This is a genomic window from Epilithonimonas bovis DSM 19482 (assembly GCF_900108115.1).
In the GTDB taxonomy this organism is placed as follows: Bacteria; Bacteroidota; Bacteroidia; order Flavobacteriales; family Weeksellaceae; genus Epilithonimonas; species Epilithonimonas bovis.
Map to the genome: position 1 here is coordinate 42126 of NZ_FTPU01000020.1, position 17534 is coordinate 59659.

Annotated in this window: 21 protein-coding genes; 13 read left to right on the forward strand and 8 right to left on the reverse strand. The window is 36.5% G+C overall.

Features of this window, described 5'->3' with window-relative positions; all coding sequences use genetic code 11:
* Positions 1-33 precede the first annotated feature (33 nt).
* The 3 genes from B0B05_RS09805 to B0B05_RS09810 are packed head-to-tail and all read left to right on the forward strand — an operon-like array spanning position 34 to position 1746.
* Positions 34-603, forward strand: a complete 570-nt coding sequence (locus tag B0B05_RS09805; protein WP_245799292.1) for a GLPGLI family protein — start codon at positions 34-36, stop codon at positions 601-603.
* A complete protein-coding gene (locus B0B05_RS16925; protein WP_245799294.1) occupies positions 600-872 on the forward strand; it encodes a hypothetical protein in 273 nt (90 codons plus the stop codon). The genes B0B05_RS09805 and B0B05_RS16925 overlap by 4 nt, the downstream gene beginning before the upstream one ends.
* A 25-nt stretch (positions 873-897) precedes the next feature.
* Entirely contained in the window at positions 898-1746 is an 849-nt protein-coding gene (locus B0B05_RS09810) for a GLPGLI family protein (protein WP_076783473.1), read from the forward strand.
* Positions 1747-1792: 46 nt separating this feature from the next.
* Here the strand turns inward: B0B05_RS09810 and mscL are convergent, their stop codons facing one another.
* Positions 1793-2164 (reverse strand): large conductance mechanosensitive channel protein MscL, encoded by a 372-nt coding sequence (gene mscL / locus B0B05_RS09815; protein WP_076783474.1) that lies wholly within the window; start codon positions 2162-2164, stop codon positions 1793-1795.
* Between the two features lie 114 nt (positions 2165-2278).
* Between mscL and B0B05_RS09820 the strand changes: the two genes are divergently transcribed.
* Complete coding sequence (locus B0B05_RS09820; protein ID WP_076783475.1) at positions 2279-3769, forward strand: bifunctional ADP-dependent NAD(P)H-hydrate dehydratase/NAD(P)H-hydrate epimerase; 1491 nt, start codon at positions 2279-2281, stop codon at positions 3767-3769.
* A 295-nt stretch (positions 3770-4064) separates the two neighbouring features.
* Positions 4065-5597, forward strand: a complete 1533-nt coding sequence (locus tag B0B05_RS09825) for a DASS family sodium-coupled anion symporter (RefSeq protein ID WP_076783476.1) — start codon at positions 4065-4067, stop codon at positions 5595-5597.
* Positions 5598-5724: 127 nt separating this feature from the next.
* Here the strand turns inward: B0B05_RS09825 and B0B05_RS09830 are convergent, their stop codons facing one another.
* A complete protein-coding gene (locus B0B05_RS09830) occupies positions 5725-6723 on the reverse strand; it encodes a DNA topoisomerase IB (RefSeq protein ID WP_076783477.1) in 999 nt (332 codons plus the stop codon).
* 292 nt (positions 6724-7015) lie between these two features.
* Between B0B05_RS09830 and B0B05_RS09835 the strand changes: the two genes are divergently transcribed.
* The 6 genes from B0B05_RS09835 (at position 7016) to rluF (ending at position 11286) form a co-directional block, all read left to right on the forward strand.
* Positions 7016-7915 (forward strand): cell division protein FtsX, encoded by a 900-nt coding sequence (locus B0B05_RS09835; protein ID WP_076783490.1) that lies wholly within the window; start codon positions 7016-7018, stop codon positions 7913-7915.
* A gap of 2 nt (positions 7916-7917) precedes the next feature.
* Complete coding sequence (locus B0B05_RS09840; protein ID WP_076783478.1) at positions 7918-8226, forward strand: DUF3098 domain-containing protein; 309 nt, start codon at positions 7918-7920, stop codon at positions 8224-8226.
* 75 nt (positions 8227-8301) lie between these two features.
* A complete protein-coding gene (locus tag B0B05_RS09845) occupies positions 8302-9120 on the forward strand; it encodes an undecaprenyl-diphosphate phosphatase (protein WP_076783479.1) in 819 nt (272 codons plus the stop codon).
* A gap of 148 nt (positions 9121-9268) precedes the next feature.
* Complete coding sequence (gene truB, locus B0B05_RS09850) at positions 9269-9973, forward strand: tRNA pseudouridine(55) synthase TruB (protein WP_076783480.1); 705 nt, start codon at positions 9269-9271, stop codon at positions 9971-9973.
* 3 nt (positions 9974-9976) lie between these two features.
* A complete protein-coding gene (locus B0B05_RS09855) occupies positions 9977-10564 on the forward strand; it encodes a hypothetical protein (protein ID WP_076783481.1) in 588 nt (195 codons plus the stop codon).
* Positions 10564-11286, forward strand: coding sequence for a 23S rRNA pseudouridine(2604) synthase RluF (gene rluF / locus B0B05_RS09860; protein WP_076783482.1), 723 nt, complete (start codon positions 10564-10566; stop codon positions 11284-11286). The genes B0B05_RS09855 and rluF overlap by 1 nt, the downstream gene beginning before the upstream one ends.
* A gap of 14 nt (positions 11287-11300) precedes the next feature.
* Here the strand turns inward: rluF and B0B05_RS09865 are convergent, their stop codons facing one another.
* The 4 genes from B0B05_RS09865 to B0B05_RS16590 all read right to left on the reverse strand — a co-directional run bounded on the left by B0B05_RS09865 (position 11301) and on the right by B0B05_RS16590 (position 15539).
* The gene (locus B0B05_RS09865; RefSeq protein WP_076783483.1) at positions 11301-12632 is read right to left on the reverse strand and encodes a ComEA family DNA-binding protein; all 1332 of its coding nucleotides are present in this window, start codon (positions 12630-12632) and stop codon (positions 11301-11303) included.
* 67 nt (positions 12633-12699) lie between these two features.
* The gene (locus B0B05_RS09870; protein WP_076783484.1) at positions 12700-13032 is read right to left on the reverse strand and encodes a MerR family transcriptional regulator; all 333 of its coding nucleotides are present in this window, start codon (positions 13030-13032) and stop codon (positions 12700-12702) included.
* A 48-nt stretch (positions 13033-13080) separates the two neighbouring features.
* On the reverse strand, positions 13081-14388 hold the full coding sequence (locus B0B05_RS09875) for a DEAD/DEAH box helicase (protein ID WP_076783485.1): 1308 nt from the start codon (positions 14386-14388) through the stop codon (positions 13081-13083).
* Positions 14389-15371: 983 nt separating this feature from the next.
* On the reverse strand, positions 15372-15539 hold the full coding sequence (locus B0B05_RS16590) for a hypothetical protein (protein WP_159435870.1): 168 nt from the start codon (positions 15537-15539) through the stop codon (positions 15372-15374).
* Between the two features lie 174 nt (positions 15540-15713).
* Here B0B05_RS16590 and B0B05_RS17020 point away from each other — a divergent pair, with 174 nt between their 5' ends.
* Entirely contained in the window at positions 15714-15818 is a 105-nt protein-coding gene (locus tag B0B05_RS17020) for a helix-turn-helix transcriptional regulator (protein WP_173786362.1), read from the forward strand.
* A 160-nt stretch (positions 15819-15978) separates the two neighbouring features.
* Here the strand turns inward: B0B05_RS17020 and B0B05_RS09880 are convergent, their stop codons facing one another.
* Positions 15979-16371: a hypothetical protein gene (locus B0B05_RS09880; RefSeq protein ID WP_143745993.1), complete on the reverse strand. Its 393-nt coding sequence runs from the start codon at positions 16369-16371 to the stop codon at positions 15979-15981.
* A 544-nt stretch (positions 16372-16915) separates the two neighbouring features.
* Positions 16916-17089 (reverse strand): hypothetical protein, encoded by a 174-nt coding sequence (locus B0B05_RS16595; protein ID WP_159435872.1) that lies wholly within the window; start codon positions 17087-17089, stop codon positions 16916-16918.
* 230 nt (positions 17090-17319) lie between these two features.
* Between B0B05_RS16595 and B0B05_RS09890 the strand changes: the two genes are divergently transcribed.
* On the forward strand, positions 17320-17534 hold a 215-nt coding region (locus B0B05_RS09890; protein WP_143745994.1), incomplete at its 3' end, for a DUF4372 domain-containing protein.

Genomic DNA, 17534 nt, shown 5'->3' on the forward strand with positions numbered 1-17534 from the left:
GAGCCGGTTCGCCGGCTTTTAAAATTAATAGCCATGAACAAATTATTTACAATCTATTTTATCATGTTGTGTACCCTTATGTTTGGGCAGAATAAAAGATTTATCTACGAGTATCAATTAATCCCGGATTCTGCCAATGTCGCGGATGTAAAAAAGGAAATGATGTACCTGGATACGTCAAAAGATGGCTCCAAATATTATAGCTACACAGTTTTTAATTCTGATTCCCTGATGAAAGCTGATATAGAACGACAGGTAAAAGCAAATGGGACTATCAACATTACGGCTCCCATGAAGGCTGGCAGTGTAAGATATTCGGTGACAAAAACGTATCCCGATTACAAGGTCAATCTCCACCGCAGGTTGGGAATGGATGCCTATAATATCTCAGAAGACCGAAAAATCAACTGGAAAATAGCCTCGGACAAAGAGAAAATTGGAGAATGGAATGCCCAAAAAGCGGAAGCTGATTTCGCCGGCAGGCACTGGATTGCATGGTTTTCTATCGATTTACCGATTCAGGATGGGCCGTATAAATTCTATGGTTTACCAGGTTTGATTGTGAAAATTGAGGACAAACTGGTTCCCACAAGATGGAGTTGAGAGGGATTAAGAATATTAATAGTGATCTTGATATCAACGTATTTAATGCCAAAGAAGTATCAGTTAATCAAAAGCAGTTTCAGAAAGTAATGTCAGATTATGAAAACGATCCTACAAAAGGCATCCGGCAGATGCAGATGGGCGGTACTACAGTTATTATGACAGGTAAAGACAGCAACTCTGTCAAGTTTGCAAAAGAGCAGGAGGAACGCCTGAAAAACCAAATCAAAAAGGATAATAATAGGATAGAGCTGGACATTGTTAAGTGAAAATTAATTCAAAAAATAATAACTCATGAGACAGATAATTCTATTGACAGTAGTTTTGCTATCAGCATTTCTTTTTTCACAAAACCAGAGATTTTATTACGATTATACATTCCAAACAGATTCTACCGATGCAGATACCAAAAAGTCTGAATTGATGGTTTTGGATATTAATAAAAAAGGATCGCAGTACTACAGCGAGTATGTTTTTCAGAATGATTCTATAATGGATGCCCAGTTCAAGAAAAATAGAGCTGCTCATAATAATGATGTTATTGCAATGTCTGGCAAACAGGGGGTTGTTGGTTATAAGATCTTAAAAACATATCCCGATTTCAGAATCAATCATATAGTAACTTTGGACATGACACCTTATAATGCCAGCCAACAGGTGAAGTTTGACTGGAAAATATTACCCGAAAAAACTAAAATTGGTAATTGGAATGTTCAAAAAGCTGAAACCGATTTTGCCGGCAGGCATTGGATCGCCTGGTTCTCAGCAGAAATCCCAATCCAGGACGGTCCGTATAAATTTTATGGATTGCCCGGGCTGATTGTAAAGATCGAAGACCGGTCCGGATCCCATCTTATGGAACTGAAAGGAATCAAAAATAATGTTATCGAAAGGGATCTTTTTAGTTTTGCATCAGAAAAACCTGTGGCAATAGATTACAAAAAATATCAGAGTGCTTATAAAGCTTACAGAAAAGATCCGCTGGCCAATTTTAAGAAAAAAACATTGGCAGGAGAGATTTATATGACAGACGAATCAGGGAATCGCTTAAACGGAGCTGATTATATGAAATCTCAGGAAAAACTAATGTCTGAACGGATGAAAAAGAACAACAATATCTTGGAAATCAATTTACTGAAATAAAAAAAATGCCACAACATTGTGGCATTTTTTTTATGATAATAGATGACTATTTCTTTTTAAGTTCATCACGGATTTCCATTAACAGTGCATCTGTAGAAGATGGCCCTGCTGGTGCTTCTTCTGGTTTTTTAGTCACTTTGTTAGCTAGTTTTATCAACCAAAATAACACAAAAGCAATAACCAGAAAACTGATGACTGACGATAGGAAATTACCATAAGTAACACCATTCCATGATAATTCTTTGATATTCTCTGCACCAGCCGCTTTAAGAGCCGGAGTCAGCAATAATGGCGTGATAACATCATCTACCAAAGATTTTACAATCGCACCAAATGCACCACCAATGATGACACCCACTGCCAGATCGACTACATTCCCTTTGAATGCAAATTCTTTAAATTCTTTTACAAATCCCATAGTTGTATTTTTTAATTAATAAACAAAAATATTGTTTTTTTATTTAAAATGCTTTGTAAATTCATTTTTTGTCAGAATTATAATGATTAAATTTGAGAAATAACTTTTTGTAAAATGAAGATCCTTTCAGCGCCTCAAATCAAAGAATGCGACCAAACCACAATCAGAACCGGCATCTCATCCATCCAGCTGATGGAGAAAGCGGCTAATGCATGTGCATCGTGGATTGTCAATAATATGAAGAATATCAAAAAAGTACAGGTATTCTGCGGAAAAGGCAATAATGGCGGCGACGGGTTTGCAGTTGCACGCCTGTTGTATGAAAAAGCCATCGATGTAGAAGTTTATATAGACAGAGGTAAACAGGACTTTTCGGAAGATGCAAAAATTAATTATAAAAAAATAAGAAAGAACAGTGGTATTGTTTTCAAATATTTTTCTAAGTTTTTGCCGGATAATAATGAGAATTCCTTAATCATTGATGCGCTTTTCGGCTATGGTCTCAACAGAAATCTCAGTGGCAGAGTCAAAGCGGTTGTTGATCAGCTGAATAGTTCCAGGCAGCCAAAACTGGCGATTGATATCCCTTCGGGTTTGTATGCTGATAAGATGACAGACGACAATTCTACAGTTTTCAAAGCGGATATTACACTTACATTCCAGTTTTACAAGCGCAGTTTTATGCATCCAGAGACCGGGAGGTTTTGTGGCACAATAGAATTGCTGGATATTGGCCTTGATCAACAGTTTATTGATGACGCTAAAACTGATTTTTTTGTAGCCGATAGGCAAATGATCCGTTCGATTTATAGACCAAGAGCGGATTTTAGCAACAAAGGCACTTTTGGTAAAAGCATATTGGTTGGCGGCAGTTATGGAAAAATGGGATCTGTGTTGATGTCTACTCTGGCAGCGCTCAGAACCGGTAGCGGATTAACCTTCACTATGGCTCCTGATTGCGGGTATGGCATTTTGCAGTCTCAGGTTCCTGAAGCTATGTTTGTTAACTCGGGCGACAATTATATTGATAAACTCGAGATTCAGGAAAAATCGGTTTATGGCATTGGGCCAGGCTTAGGGAAAGAAAAACTTACACAACAGGCGCTTTTTGACTTTCTAAAATCGTATAAAAACCCGGTGGTATTAGATGCTGATGCGCTTAATATCTTAGCAGAAAGTAAAAAACAGAATTTAATTCCGGAAAATTCAGTTATAACACCACATCCATTGGAGTTTGGGCGCCTGTTTGGCAAAACCCACGATTCTTTTGAAAGGCTGGATCTGGCAAAGAAAAAAGCTAAAGAACACCAGATTTTTATAGTTCTCAAAGATCATCATACGGCTGTTGTTACCCCGCAAGGACAAGTTTTTTATAATATTACGGGCAATTCCGGGATGGCAAAAGGTGGCAGCGGTGATGTGTTGACCGGTATTATAACATCATTGATTTCCCAAAAATACGAACCTGAAAGCGCATGTATTTTAGGTGTTTGGCTTCATGGGATGGCCGGAGATTTGGCTGCTGAACAATTCTCAAAAGAAGCGATGTTGCCAACAGACCTTATTCATAAAATAGCTGATGTTTTTAAATTGCTGTCTAAGTAATTGACTTGGGAATTTTTCTACTGAAGTTTTTAGAAGTTTCAGTTTGTCAGTTGCATTAAGATCTTTTTCTCAGCATTTTGGATATTAAATTACAAATCATTTTAATGTAAAGATGGATTTGCTTATCATTATTGTATGATATTAAACATAAAGCAAAGGTTTCTTAATTAATAAAATATTGATTTGTAATCATTTGACTAAATCTATGATATGATGCAAAAATGTTATTTGTCATATCGTTTTTTATAGAAATCAATAAGGGTAGTTTTAAATTTACAGTATAAAAATAAAAAAGATGAAAGATTTCCAACAAGAAGTTAAGGAGAAATTCTATCTTCATTTCAATTTGGTTCCTGCGATATTATCGCTGGTAAGTTTTGTTCTCGTTTTGCTCATACCAAAGCCAGATGCTTTGTCTCAGAGTGCGTGGACGATGTTGGCAATTTTTGTCGCATCTATTGTTGCAATTATTGGGAAAGCTTCCAGCGTGGGTGTTGTTTCACTTTTCGGTATTGCTTTGGTTGCGATATTCAAGGCAACGGCTCCCCATTTAGATGCCAATGGCGCTGCACTTCCTGTAACCAGCAAAATGGCAATACAGGATGCGCTGGCAAGCTATTCTAACGAGCTGATCTGGCTCATTGTCATCGCTATAATGATTTCGCGCGGAATTATAAAAACCCGTTTGGGCGAGAGGCTTGGCTATTATTTTATTTCTGTTTTTGGTAAAAAAACCTTAGGTATTGGCTATGCTTTAGCACTCTGCGAAACCTTGCTGGCGCCTCTTACACCTAGTAATACGGCAAGAGGAGGTGCTATAATCCATCCCATTATGAGATCTATCGCACTGGCTTTTAATTCTAAACCCGAAGATGGCACTCAGAATAGGATAGGGCGTTACCTGGCTTTGGTAAATTACCATGCGAATCCCATTTCTTCTGCCATGTTTTTAACTGCCACTGCGCCTAATCCTTTGGTCATGGAATATGTGAATAAGGTGGCGGGGACTTCGCTCCATATTACCTGGAGTACGTGGGCGCTAACGATGCTTGTGCCGGGTTTGGTTGCAATGTTCCTAATGCCGCTGGTCATATTCTTCCTTGCAAAACCAGAGGTTACCGAAACGCCTAACGCCACATCCTTCGCGAAAGACAAAATTAAAGAACTTGGGCCTCTATCACTTAATGAAAAATTAATGTTAGGCATTTTTGCATTGCTTCTCATACTTTGGGCAGATGTGCCGGCCATGTTATTTGGTGATATGTTTATAGTTAATCCTACAACTACAGCAATAATTGGATTATTCTTACTCATAATAACCGGGATCCTGGACTGGGACGAAATCCTTGGACAAAAAAGTGCCTGGGACACCCTTTTCTGGTTTGGTGCGCTGGTGATGATGGCCGATCAGCTGAATAAACACGGGATTATAAGCTGGTTTTCAGATAACTTTCAGGTTTGGTTGTTGAGTATGCATCTGGGAAGTTTGCTTGTTTTTGCAATATTGGTTTGCGTCTTCTTCTATTCGCATTACTTTTTTGCCAGTACTACGGCACATATCTCTGCGATGATGCTTGCCTTTCTTATTGTCGGATCGCAGACCATAGAACCTGGTTTGAGAGTGCCTTTTTACCTAATGATGATGGCGGCCGGATCTCTCATGATGTGCCTTACGCATTACGCCACAGGTACTTCGCCAATTATTTTTGGTAGTGGTTATGTGACGATGGGCAGTTGGTGGGGCATCGGTTTTGTAATGAGTATCGTTAATCTGATTGTCTTCGCTGTTGTTGGAGCTGTGTGGTGGAAAATTTTAGGTCTTTATTGATGTAAAAAAGCAAATGATTTGATTGTCAGTTAACAAAAGTTCTGAAATTAATTTATCAGAACTTTTGTCTTAATATATTTGAGTAAAATCACGTCGCTTAGTCATCTTTTTCATGTTTTTTTCAGGCTTATGATTTCGAAGTCTTTAGCTTAGATTTTAACATATAAAGTACACCGACTTCGGTTTCTGACAAATTTTCATTTTTTTTCAGGAGTTTTTTGATCTCCTTTTGGAAGTAATGGATGGTATGTCCGTTTTTATAATGCTCAAAAATTCTCGGATCTATGTAAGAATCGCGTGCTACAGAAGGCGTATTGCCCAACTTTTCAGAAACTGCAACTATGGCGTTTCGGACCCTGATTTTTAATTCTTTTTGCTGTTTTTTTTCGCAAATTCCCAATTCGTCCAATATGCCGGCTGCGATCATGGTTCCTGCCCAGGTCCGGAAATCTTTGGCCGAGAATTCTTCTCCCATTACCTCTTTTATATATTGGTTGAGATCCTGACTTTCTACAAAAATCAATGCATCGTTTTCATCATAATATTTAAAAAGCCTGTAACCGGGCAGTGCTTCCAACTGTTTGATGACCTTTGATAATTTTGAATTGATAACGTGTTTTTCCTGGAATTTTCCTGATTTCCCTTTATAAGAAAATATCATCTCATCACCTTCTATGGTGAGGTGTTTTTTTCGGATGGTGGTGAGACCATAACTTTTGTTCTGCTGAGTATATTTTGGACTTCCAGGGCGAAAGTAGGCGGAATCCAGAAGCCTTACCATGGCGGCCAGCACTTTTTCCCGGGACATCTTTTTCTTTCGCAGGTGTTGTCCGGTTACCCGTCGCATATGCTCGAGATTTTCTGCAAAATGAAGGATCCGGTCAAATTTGTCGGCATCTTTTCTGGCCCTGAATCTTGGATTATAAATATATTGTTTTCGCCCTTTCTGGTCCCGTCCGTAAGCTAAAATCTTTGCGCGTTTGTTGGTCGTGATTTCCACATCTTTCCAGGCAGGTGGTATCACAAGGGATTTGATATAGTCTATTGTTTCGGGATCTTTTAGGCGATCTTTGTTTTTATCAAGGTAAACAAAATTTTTTCCGGAAGCTCTTCTGGTAATTTTCATAGTTAGTTTACTTATTTTTAGTGGTCATGCGTAATCGCCTAATTTCCATCTGTCTTGACTCTTCTTTTCTCTACTTTTAATCAGAGTTCGATGATTTATCAATTGGATTTTCAAATCCCGGCAAATTAATAAGACGAATGTAAACTGGCTAAACAAGAAAAATGCCGATTTAGAATTTACTTCCCGGCTGCAATTCAGAAAAGGAATTAGCCATCATGTTTTTATGATTTTATTAACAGTGGACAGCACGGCTTTTTGTACGAAAATTTCTATTTTAGCAAAAATTTTTTGGATGCCAAAGACCGTTGACGACTTTAATAAAAGCAGATTAAGATCCAGTAACATTACTGTAGTCATCAGTATTTCACTGGTTTTGTTCCTTGTAGGACTTTTTGGATTGATATTAATTAATGCTCAGAAATATTCGGACTATATCAAGGAGCAATTGGTAGTAGAAGCTTATTTTGATGAATATCTTGATCCGCGTGATTCTGCCAAGACACTTAAGTTTCAGGAGGAAACATTTGCAAAAATCAAAGAGCAGAATTATGTAAAACAAGCGAGGTACATCTCAAAACAGCAGGCCACTGTATTAGCCAAAAAGCAATTGGGAATTGATGCCAATGCACTGTTTGAGGAAGATATTTTCCCGGCATCGGTAGAAGTTACACTTAAGCCAGAGTTTGTAGATCCAGCGAAAATAGATGGGGTGGTAAGCCAGCTTAAGGCCATACCCGGCGTAAAAGATGTGGCTAACGACAACCAGCTAACCATTGATGTTTATAATAATCTGAACAGGATTCTTACCTGGATTCTAGCATTTTCCATATTATTCCTGATAGTAGCTATTGTATTGATAAACAATTCTATACGGCTCAAGATTTTCTCCAAAAGATTTATTATCAAAACCATGCAGCTTGTGGGTGCCAAGCGGCGTTTTATCCTCAAACCTTTTATCAAAGAGGCTCTGATATTAGGATTAATCGGTGCATTTATAGGGCTTGCAGCTTTGGGAGGCGTTTGGTATTATTTTACAAGCCAGATCGGGACACCATTTGTACAGGATACCAACCAGTATATTGTTTTGATTTTCATAATTTTATTTGTGGGTATTTTTATTACCGTTGCAAGTACTATCTTTGCAACCTGGAGATTCTTACGCAGCAATGTAGATGACCTGTATTATTCTTAATAATGGCAAAAAAGACAACAAATAAATTTTCTGCAGATCAGTTTGGCAAGCCCACAAAGACTGAAGAAAAAAAAGCATTTTATTTTGGGAACAAAAACTTTAAGCTGATGCTCATTGGATTGGGTTTGATCCTGTTGGGTTTTGTTCTCATGATGGGTTCAGACGCTAACACTACGCCTGATGGTAAATTTGATCCTAATTATTGGAATGAAGCTATTTTCTCCTTCAGAAGAATCAGATTAGCACCAATTCTTGTGATTGCCGGTTTTATAATCCAGGTAGTTGCAATTCTAAAAAGAAACAAAGATTAATCTTATAAAAATACTATAAAAGCTTTGTCCTGATCATTCGGGACAAAGTTTTTTATTCATAAAAACACCTCAATTATGGATTTGATCAAAGCGATAATTATCGCCATCGTAGAAGGTCTTACAGAATATTTACCTATCTCATCCACCGCTCACATGGGCTTCACAGCCAGCCTGATGGGACTCGAAGAAACCGAATTTCTCAAGATGTTTCAGGTTTCTATTCAGTTTGGAGCCATACTATCTGTGGTGGTTGCTTACTGGAAAAAATTCTTCGACTTCAGTAATTTTCAGTTTTACATCAAGCTTGCTTTTGCGGTGCTTCCGGCGTTGATTATCGGTTTCTTTCTGGATGATAAAATCGAAGCGGTTCTTGGGAATCAGATTGCCATTTCGTCCGTTTTGGTTCTTGGCGGGATTGTCCTTCTTTTTGCGGATAATTGGTTTAAGAATCCTGTGATCCATGACGAAAAAGAAATTACAATAAAAAAAGCCATAACCATAGGATTTTGGCAATGTTTGGCCATGATGCCCGGAACGAGTAGGAGTGCTGCATCCATCATTGGTGGTATGACCCAGGGATTATCCCGAAAAGCCGCCGCCGAGTTTTCATTTTTCCTGGCCGTGCCTACCATGTTAGCCGTTACGCTTTATTCTGTTTTTGTGAAAACGTGGGGAAAAGAAACGCCCAACCCACAAAAGGGATACGAAATGATTTTGGCTTCACAGGATCATATCCTTATTTTTATAGTAGGAAATTTGGTTGCTTTTATAGTAGCTTGGATAGCCATTAAATCGTTCATTGCTTTGCTTAACAAGTATGGCTTCCGGCCTTGGGGCTGGTACCGTATTTTCGTAGGTTTGGCTTTGCTCATCTATTTTTATTGGTTCAAATAAAATTAATTGGACAGCATTTTCGGCCTTCGTTTATCCTGAGCTTGTCGAAGGGTTCCCGCTTTGTTACAAGTGAGGCCGGGCTACGATAGATTCTAAATTTTATAATTAAAGAAAAAAAATATAACTCTCAAACATTACAACTCAAAAAGTGACAGCAGAAGATTTACAATCAGGATATGTTTTTTTACTGGATAAACCTCTGGATTGGACCAGTTTTCAGGCTGTTAATAAGTTGAAGTATAAGCTTAAAAGAGAGTTTAGAGAACTTCCTAAAAAATTTAAAATTGGTCATGCCGGAACTCTGGATCCAAGAGCAACAGGGCTTTTGATTGTTTGCACAGGAAAATTCACAAAGAAGATTCCAGAGATTCAGGATGCGCCAAAAGAATATTGGACAGAGATAAAAATTGGCGTTCAAACCGAATCTTATGACACCGAAAAACCCGAAATGCTGCCAACCGATTTTTCTCATATTACCGAAGATCAAATACACCAGGCTTTAGATAAATTCCTTGGAGAGATTGATCAGAAGCCGCCTATTTTCTCAGCGATAAAAATTGATGGGAATCGCGCTTATGACCTAGCCAGAAAAGGTGAAGAAGTTGAGATGAAAACCCGGAAAACCACCATTCATTATATCAATGATATTGAAATTAATCTGCCATTTATTTCTTTCACGGTTGGATGCTCAAAAGGGACTTATATCCGCAGTCTGGCGCACGATATTGGCCAGGAATTAGGCGTTGGTGCTTATCTGACCCAACTCAGGCGAACAAAAATTGGAGATTACCGCGTAGAAAATGCCACGCAGGATTATCTTGATAATGATTATCATTTTTCAGAAAACTTATAGGGGATGAAGCATTTTTTACTCTTTATGACGTTGATTGGTATTACAAATACTTTTGCCCAGGAGACGGCGAAAAGTAAGACGATGGGATTTTACATCAGTCCTAATGTGCAAGTGGGTTATAATTTGGGAAATTCGATAAAAGACAGCCAGCATAAAAATGATGCTTATTATCAGCAATACGTAAGTCCTTACCTTCCCAATGATTTTACTTATGGTTTGGGAGTGGTAGGAGGTTATCATATATTACCATTTTTTGCTTTGGGAACAGGGTTGAGGTATAATTTTATTGCCAATAACCAGCACCTTCTCAATTGGGTTGTACAACCTAAGTTTTTTTTCGGGAACAATGATGACAAAGGTTTTTTGGAACTGGAATATGGTACGCAGATCAATCATTCTAATGTTAATAATACCAATTTTTACGGACTGAAAATTGGCTATTTGGAGTCTTTTTCCAAAAGACTCAACAGCGATATCTCGTTTTTTATCTATAGCCAGAATTATGATAAATCAGGTGCTGTTTTTATAGGTGTTTCTTTTGGCGCAACAATTTTTACTAACAAAAATTATACGGTTTACGGCAAAGATTAATGGAAAAAATAAGAATTAACAAATACCTTTCCGAAGTAGGCTATTGCTCCAGAAGGGCTGCTGACAAACTTTTGGAAGAAGGAAGGATTACGATTAATGGGAAAATCCCGGAATTGGGAACCAAAGTTTCTGATGAGGACGAAATCTTTGTTGACGGAAAGTCCATCAAAAAAACAGAACAGGATTTTGTTTATATCGCTTTTAATAAACCTGTCGGTATTGTCTGCACCACAGATACCAAACGAGAAAAGAATAATATTGTAGATTATATCAATCATCCTAAGAGGATTTTCCCCATCGGGCGGCTGGATAAACCAAGTGAAGGCTTGATTTTATTGACTTCTGATGGCGATATCGTCAATAAAATCCTCAGAGCAAGAAACAACCACGAGAAAGAATATCTTGTAAGAGTTGACAAACCGATTACTGAAAAATTCCTGGATAAGATGAGAAATGGCGTGCCAATTCTGGATACCGTTACAAAAAAATGTGAGGTAGAAAAAATAGATACTATGACGTTCCGCATTGTTTTGACGCAAGGTCTCAACCGTCAGATCAGAAGAATGTGTGAATATCTCGGTTATGAAGTCAAAAAACTGAAACGTATCAGGATTATGAATATCAAACTCGATATGCCGGTTGGCAAATGGCGGGATTTAACCGATGAAGAGATGCACGAATTAAATACGTTATTATCTGATTCCAGCAAAACTTTTGATTAAATTCAGAATATTTATCACCTATCATTGATAGTATAAAGCCGCATCCTTTCTTCGTATTCGGGTTTTAGTTTTAGGAATTTCCAGATTTTCCGGTCATCCGGATTGGTGATCCTGTAATAGATGATTTTATCCGCCGAGTACCGGAAATAGGGATGTCTTTTCAGCCATTCTTCAGGGGCATCTTTCAGAGCGTATCTTGTAACAGTTGCATTGTTGAGTTTGGCCACAAAAATGAGCTTTTCTCCCGTAGCGCGGTCAATGTCATAGGTTTCCAATAGCTGTTGCTTGTTGATAAAACCGCCCAGTTTTTTGCGGAAAGAAAGTATCATCGCAGCGTCTTTCTCGGTAAAACCAAATTCCTTTAGCTGCCGGAAATTAATCTGATTAAGATCAACTGTCGCAAAGTCTGTTTTCTCCTGAAGTGCCAATTTTTCATCTTTGCCTTTTGCCGATACAGACAGTTTAATCCAAGGTTTCATCTCTTCAAATTTATCTGCAGAGATCACAAAACATTTCTGGATATCTTCCAAGGATTTGAAGCTGCCTCTTAGGTTTTTGTCGCGGTAATTGACGATGACATTGGCTTGCTTTTCCGTAAAACCTAAAGCTTGCCATTGGTCGGCGTTCAGTTCATTGGGATCAAAATAATTTTTGATTTTTATCGGTTCTTTTTCTTTTTGTTTTGGGAAGCGATTGACATAATTTTCCGGTGTTTTCTCCTGTAAAATCAAAAACGGAGACAATTGCGAAAACTGGACATCATTAATAATAAAGCATTCCTTAAGCTTTTCTTTGCTTATAAAACTGCCACCAAGGTAATTTTTGTATTTTAAAATTGCTGCAGCCTGCTTCTCAGAAAACCCTAAGTTTTCCCAGTCTTTTTGCGATAGCAAATCTGGATTGAATTTCCCTTTGATATTCAGCTTTTTCTTTTCAAATGGTCTAGAATCGAAAGATTTATTTTTGAACCCAAGATTGGTTTCCGGCAGAATAATGTACTTTTCCAGGGATAGGTATTTCTCTTCAGAAATTGCATAACACTTTTTGAATTGCGCTTTCGATTTAAAATTTCCGCCTACGATATCTTTATATTTCAAAATTGTCTTGATCTGCCGGTCTGTAAAGCCCAGATTTTTCCATTGTTTTTCGTCAAGATCGTTGGGGTTAAAATCGATAAGCGTAATCTCTGGTGTAACGGCGGCGATAAAATGGATGTCAGGCGTTTCGTAGACCTGATTTTTCCTGTAAACAGAGAAAAAAAGTTGGCTGGCTAAAATCATGATTCCGAAAATAGCAAGGCTTATAAGCTGCCTTTTCCGGATCTGGAAAGGTAATTTTGGTTTCATTTGGAGGTGTGTTTACTCCAAAATTAGGAATTTAAAATCAATAATTATTACGGTAAACCGTAAACAGTCAATCGTTTAGTGAATTTTTTAGTTTGACGAGTTCGGCCTTTATAAACTCCAGCCGATCGATAATAGTGATGGTTTCTGATATTTTGGAATTGGTAGTAAGCGCTATTCTTGCACCATCCAGCGTGTAACCTTTTTCTTTTACGAGATGATAAATAATCTTCAGATTGCTGATATCTTCCGGCGTAAAATAGCGGTTGCCTTTTTTATTTTTCTTTGGTCTGATGATCGGGAATTCCTGCTCCCAATACCGGATGAGCGAGGTGTTGACATCAAATGCCCTGGCCACTTCGCCAATAGAATAATAGAGTTTGTCCGGGAGGTTGAGTTTCATTTAAATCAAAAAACTTAAGAAGATTACAAATATAAAAATTATAGCTCATTAATAGGCAATCTCCATTTTTACTTTTTTGCCTTTCAGTTTTTCATTAGCTAGCTTTTTCAGAAGTTCTACTGTTTTTTTTCTGTTAACAGCCACGTATGATGTGGTATCTTTTACTTCAATAAGTCCGATGTCATCTTTTTCCAGTCCGCCTTTTTTGATAAGATAGCCCACAATATCCACCTTGTTTACCTTATCTTTTTTTCCGGCGCTGATATAGATTGTTTGATTGGGTGTACGCTCGGGAACGCGGTCAAATCCAGAGACGCTTTCTTCTGGTGTATCATTTTTAATGAAAGGGAAGTTTTCGTCTTCTGTCATGATTAGGTAAGCAAAACCTTTGGCGTTCATTCTGGCAGTGCGGCCATTTCTGTGGATAAAAGCATCTTCTTTTGGCGGCAATTGATAATGAACAATAGATTCGACTTCCGGGATGTCCAAACCTCTTGCAGCCAAATCTGTGGTGATCAGGATTCTTGCAGAATCATTCCTGAATTTCAAAAGCGCACGTTCGCGCTCGTCCTGTTCCATCCCGCCGTGGAAGGTTTCTCTGGCAATCCCTTTTTCTCGTAAAAGCTCAGAGATACGATCAACAGCATCACGGTGATTGCAGAAGATCAAAGTTCTTTTGTTCCCGATTTTGCAGATCAGGCTGAATAATGTGTCAAGTTTTTCTTCCGGGATGGTCATCACTTTTTTGAGCTGGATATCCGGTTTTTTGTCACCCAACTTTAGAAAATTAATGATTTTCTCATTTTCCAATCCAGTGAATTTCGGAATCTCATCCATTGCTGTTGCAGAGGTTAAAATCCTTTGTTTAAGATGGCTTAATGAACTAATAATGAAATCCATATCCTCCTGGAAACCTAATTCCAGAGCTTTGTCGAACTCATCCAAAACCAAAGTCTGGATCGTTGATGGATCAAAATTCTCATTTTTTAAATGATAGGCGATCCTTCCCGGTGTTCCAATTAAGACAGCCGGCGCCTCTGTTAGATTATTAATTTCAATCTTTTTATCGTGTCCACCATAAGCAACAGAAACCTTGAAATCTGTTCCCATTGCTTTGAAAACCTGTTCTATTTGCAATGCCAATTCTCTTGCTGGTACCAGAACCAAAGCCTGAATACCTTTGATATCGGACTTTAAATTTCTAAGGACCGGAAACAGGAATGCCAATGTTTTCCCGGAACCTGTAGGTGATAACAGAACAATATCGGTGTTGTTTTCCGAGGTTTTATAGGTAGACTGCTGCATTTGGTTCATATCCTGAATCTGCAGTTTTTGAAAGATTGGTTCTAATTGCATGGTGCAAAGATAATGATTTGGTTTTGGGTTTCAGAATTACTATATCTTGTTGTACTAAGACAACCTCGGCATACTTCTTAGCCCCGATGTTCTATGTTAATCTGCAAATTTTTCAGGTTAAAATTTTTAATTTATTTTGAAAATCCTGTTGAAAAGCTGTTTTGTTTTTTACTACGCTGAAGCATATTCGTAGAAGTTTGTTGCATACTGCAATTAGTGCCAGTTTTTTTGGCTTTCCATATAGTTTTGAACGACTTCACTAGGGTAATCTTTAGAAAGAAAATCAATTATTTTGGAGCTGGTGGAAATGTAGTTTTTGTCTAAAAACATCAAAAATATATAAAAAGCAAATAGACTTATGAATATTATAAAATTTCTCATATAAATCAAATGAAAAATTATCGCTTTTTAAAGAGGTTAACTAAATAAGGGAAAAATTTGTAAGTTCCAAAACCTGTATTTCTTAATTTGGGAAAGATGAAATTTAGAATACCAGGTAATAAAAACGCTAATATTAAAAAATATAAATGATTATCAGGATAATCTTTCGACTCCTTATTGTAAAATAGAAAGTAACTGAATATAAATAATAATAAATATGGCAGTAAAATCAAAAATTTTGTTTTCATTATAAATAATTTAGAAGTTAATAATATGGGAATTTAAATCAATTTTAAATTCCCATTCTATACTAATGCTTTCTATATACAAGTTAGAGCAATGCCTCCTAATGCTACTACGGTCGCTTCAGGACCAAAAAAGCTTGAAAAAGCCATTAGAATTATACCGTTTGGTGAACCTACTTTTTCAGAAAAGCAACTTTTCCCTCCCTGCAAACTCTCCATCTGCATATCCAGTGCTTTATGATTAAAACACTGTTCAATGGTTGAATGTGAAATTACTTTTTCTTTTTAGAATTATGTTGATATCCTAAAGCAATGATGATGATTATAATACAAATTATGTATCCGCTAGACATTCAATTAATCCTGATGAGAAACAGTTTCTAAACATCCCAGTGTTGTTAATCCACCTACTATAGGATTCATTCCCGAAGCAATTCCAGCAGCTAATCCAAGACAAGCACATCCAAAATGTACATTGATTCCTCCTTGTAGATTCTCCATTTGCAAAACATCTAATTTTTTCATTTGTATAAAATTTTAATTTATTTTTTAGTTTTCCTCGTGAAAACCTTTAGCGAATTTGTGGGTAATCTTATATATTTCCTATTCCATTTTGGAATAATCGTATTTTTTAAGTTGTTTTTAAGTTTTTAATGAAAAATAATTTTTTAATTTTGTTATTCACAAATGAACTAACTAATGACCGAAAAAGATCTAGGCTTTAAAATAAAAAAGCTGCGTGAAGAAAAAAATATGTCACAGGAAGAGCTAGCTATTCTTTTTCCATTTGTTTTCCAATTGTAATAATATGAGATTGTTATTAATATCCAAAACATTGGGACTTTGAGTTCGTGAAGGTCATTTTTCCAATTCAAACCCATAACAATTAATAGATAAGTACTTCCAATACTACAAATGATAAGACCTATAAATATTAGATTTTTTTTAGATAATTTAATTTTCATCAGTACTGAGAATTAAGAATTAAAAAACAAACAATCCCTGTCCAGAATATTAATCCAATACCATAAGTCAACGATACTAATCCGAAAGATTTGAGAGGTTTTACTTTTTGGTCAGACAGTTCATAAATGCCCCAGGCTAGAATTCCCCAATAGAACAGCTCAAAAAGATTGACCAATTGTAACGGATAAGCCAGCCATTTTTCTGTAGAAATATGTTCCCGAATGTTGATGAGTGAAATAGGATAGTAGGTTTGGAGATCTTCCAAAGTATAGTCTGTATTGATCCAATGAAAATTGACAAACTTATAAAATCCTGCAATCACAAAAACAAATTCTGCAATAAGTGCTAGAAAAACAAAATCCGAAAACTTTACTTTTTCTAATCCTTCCAAGTCCAAAAGCTTGATAAAATTAAGGCAAAAAGCAACCAGTAAAACTTTGATGCCGATTAATAATGGCGTAACAGCGTAAGATATCCACCACCATTTTTTTTGACCTTGAATATAATCTTGTACGGCATCACTTGGATAATTTTTTGATAGAAAATCAAATATTTTCGAGTCTGTAGAAAATCAAATATTTTCGAGTCTGTAGAAATGTAAATTTTTTCAATAAATGTCAAGAAAAAATAGCATAAAAAGACACTTACGAAAAATATGAAATTTTTCATATATTATAGAGAAATTTGTTCAAATATTTTGCTCTTTGCTATCTTTTTTTTTTAAATAAATTACTAGCTTAGAAATAGACCAGATAAAAATTGTTAAAGTAAGTACATCGAATAAAGGATTATTAATTTTTTTTACAAATAAAAAATAGCTAATGCCCGATGATATTATAAGGATTAAATAAAATATTTTATTTCTCATGATATTTTTTTTAAAATTGCAATAATTTAGTTTGTTTTCAAACTAAATTATTGCAGAATTGATTATTTTAAATACAACCGTAAGAAGCTAAAGCGATAAAACAAGCTCCGGCAAAACCAGCACCAACGCCTGTTTCTGCAAATGCTAATCCTACTCCCATACCAAAAGCTAATGCTTTACAATTTGGCTGCGCAAGTCCACCTTGCAAATTCTCCATTTGGGAAATTTCTAATTTTTTCATTTGTATAAAATTTTAATTTGCTTCTAAGTTTTCCTCGTGAAAACCTTTAGCAAATTTGTAAGGAAAAAATTTTATTTCCTATTCCATTTTGGAATAATTGTATTTTTTAAGTTGTTTTTAAGTTTTTAATCAATCGCGTCCTAAACGTTTAAAAAAAAGTCAAAAAAAAGAGGGTTGAATTAAGTATCTCAAATTATCTTTGAGGTTGCACAACCAAACTCGTCCCTCTGATGCCAAATATAACATTGTTTTCTCAGATTATTGCAAAATTAGACCGTTCAAAATTCAATAAATTAGTTGCAAGTAAACAAACCGATAAACATACTAAAGGATTCAGCAGCTGGAATCATTTGGTTTCAATGCTTTTCTGCCAATTTGCAAAAAGCCAGTCTGTTCGGGATATAAGTAACGGGATACGTTCTGCCACCGGGAATTTAAACCATCT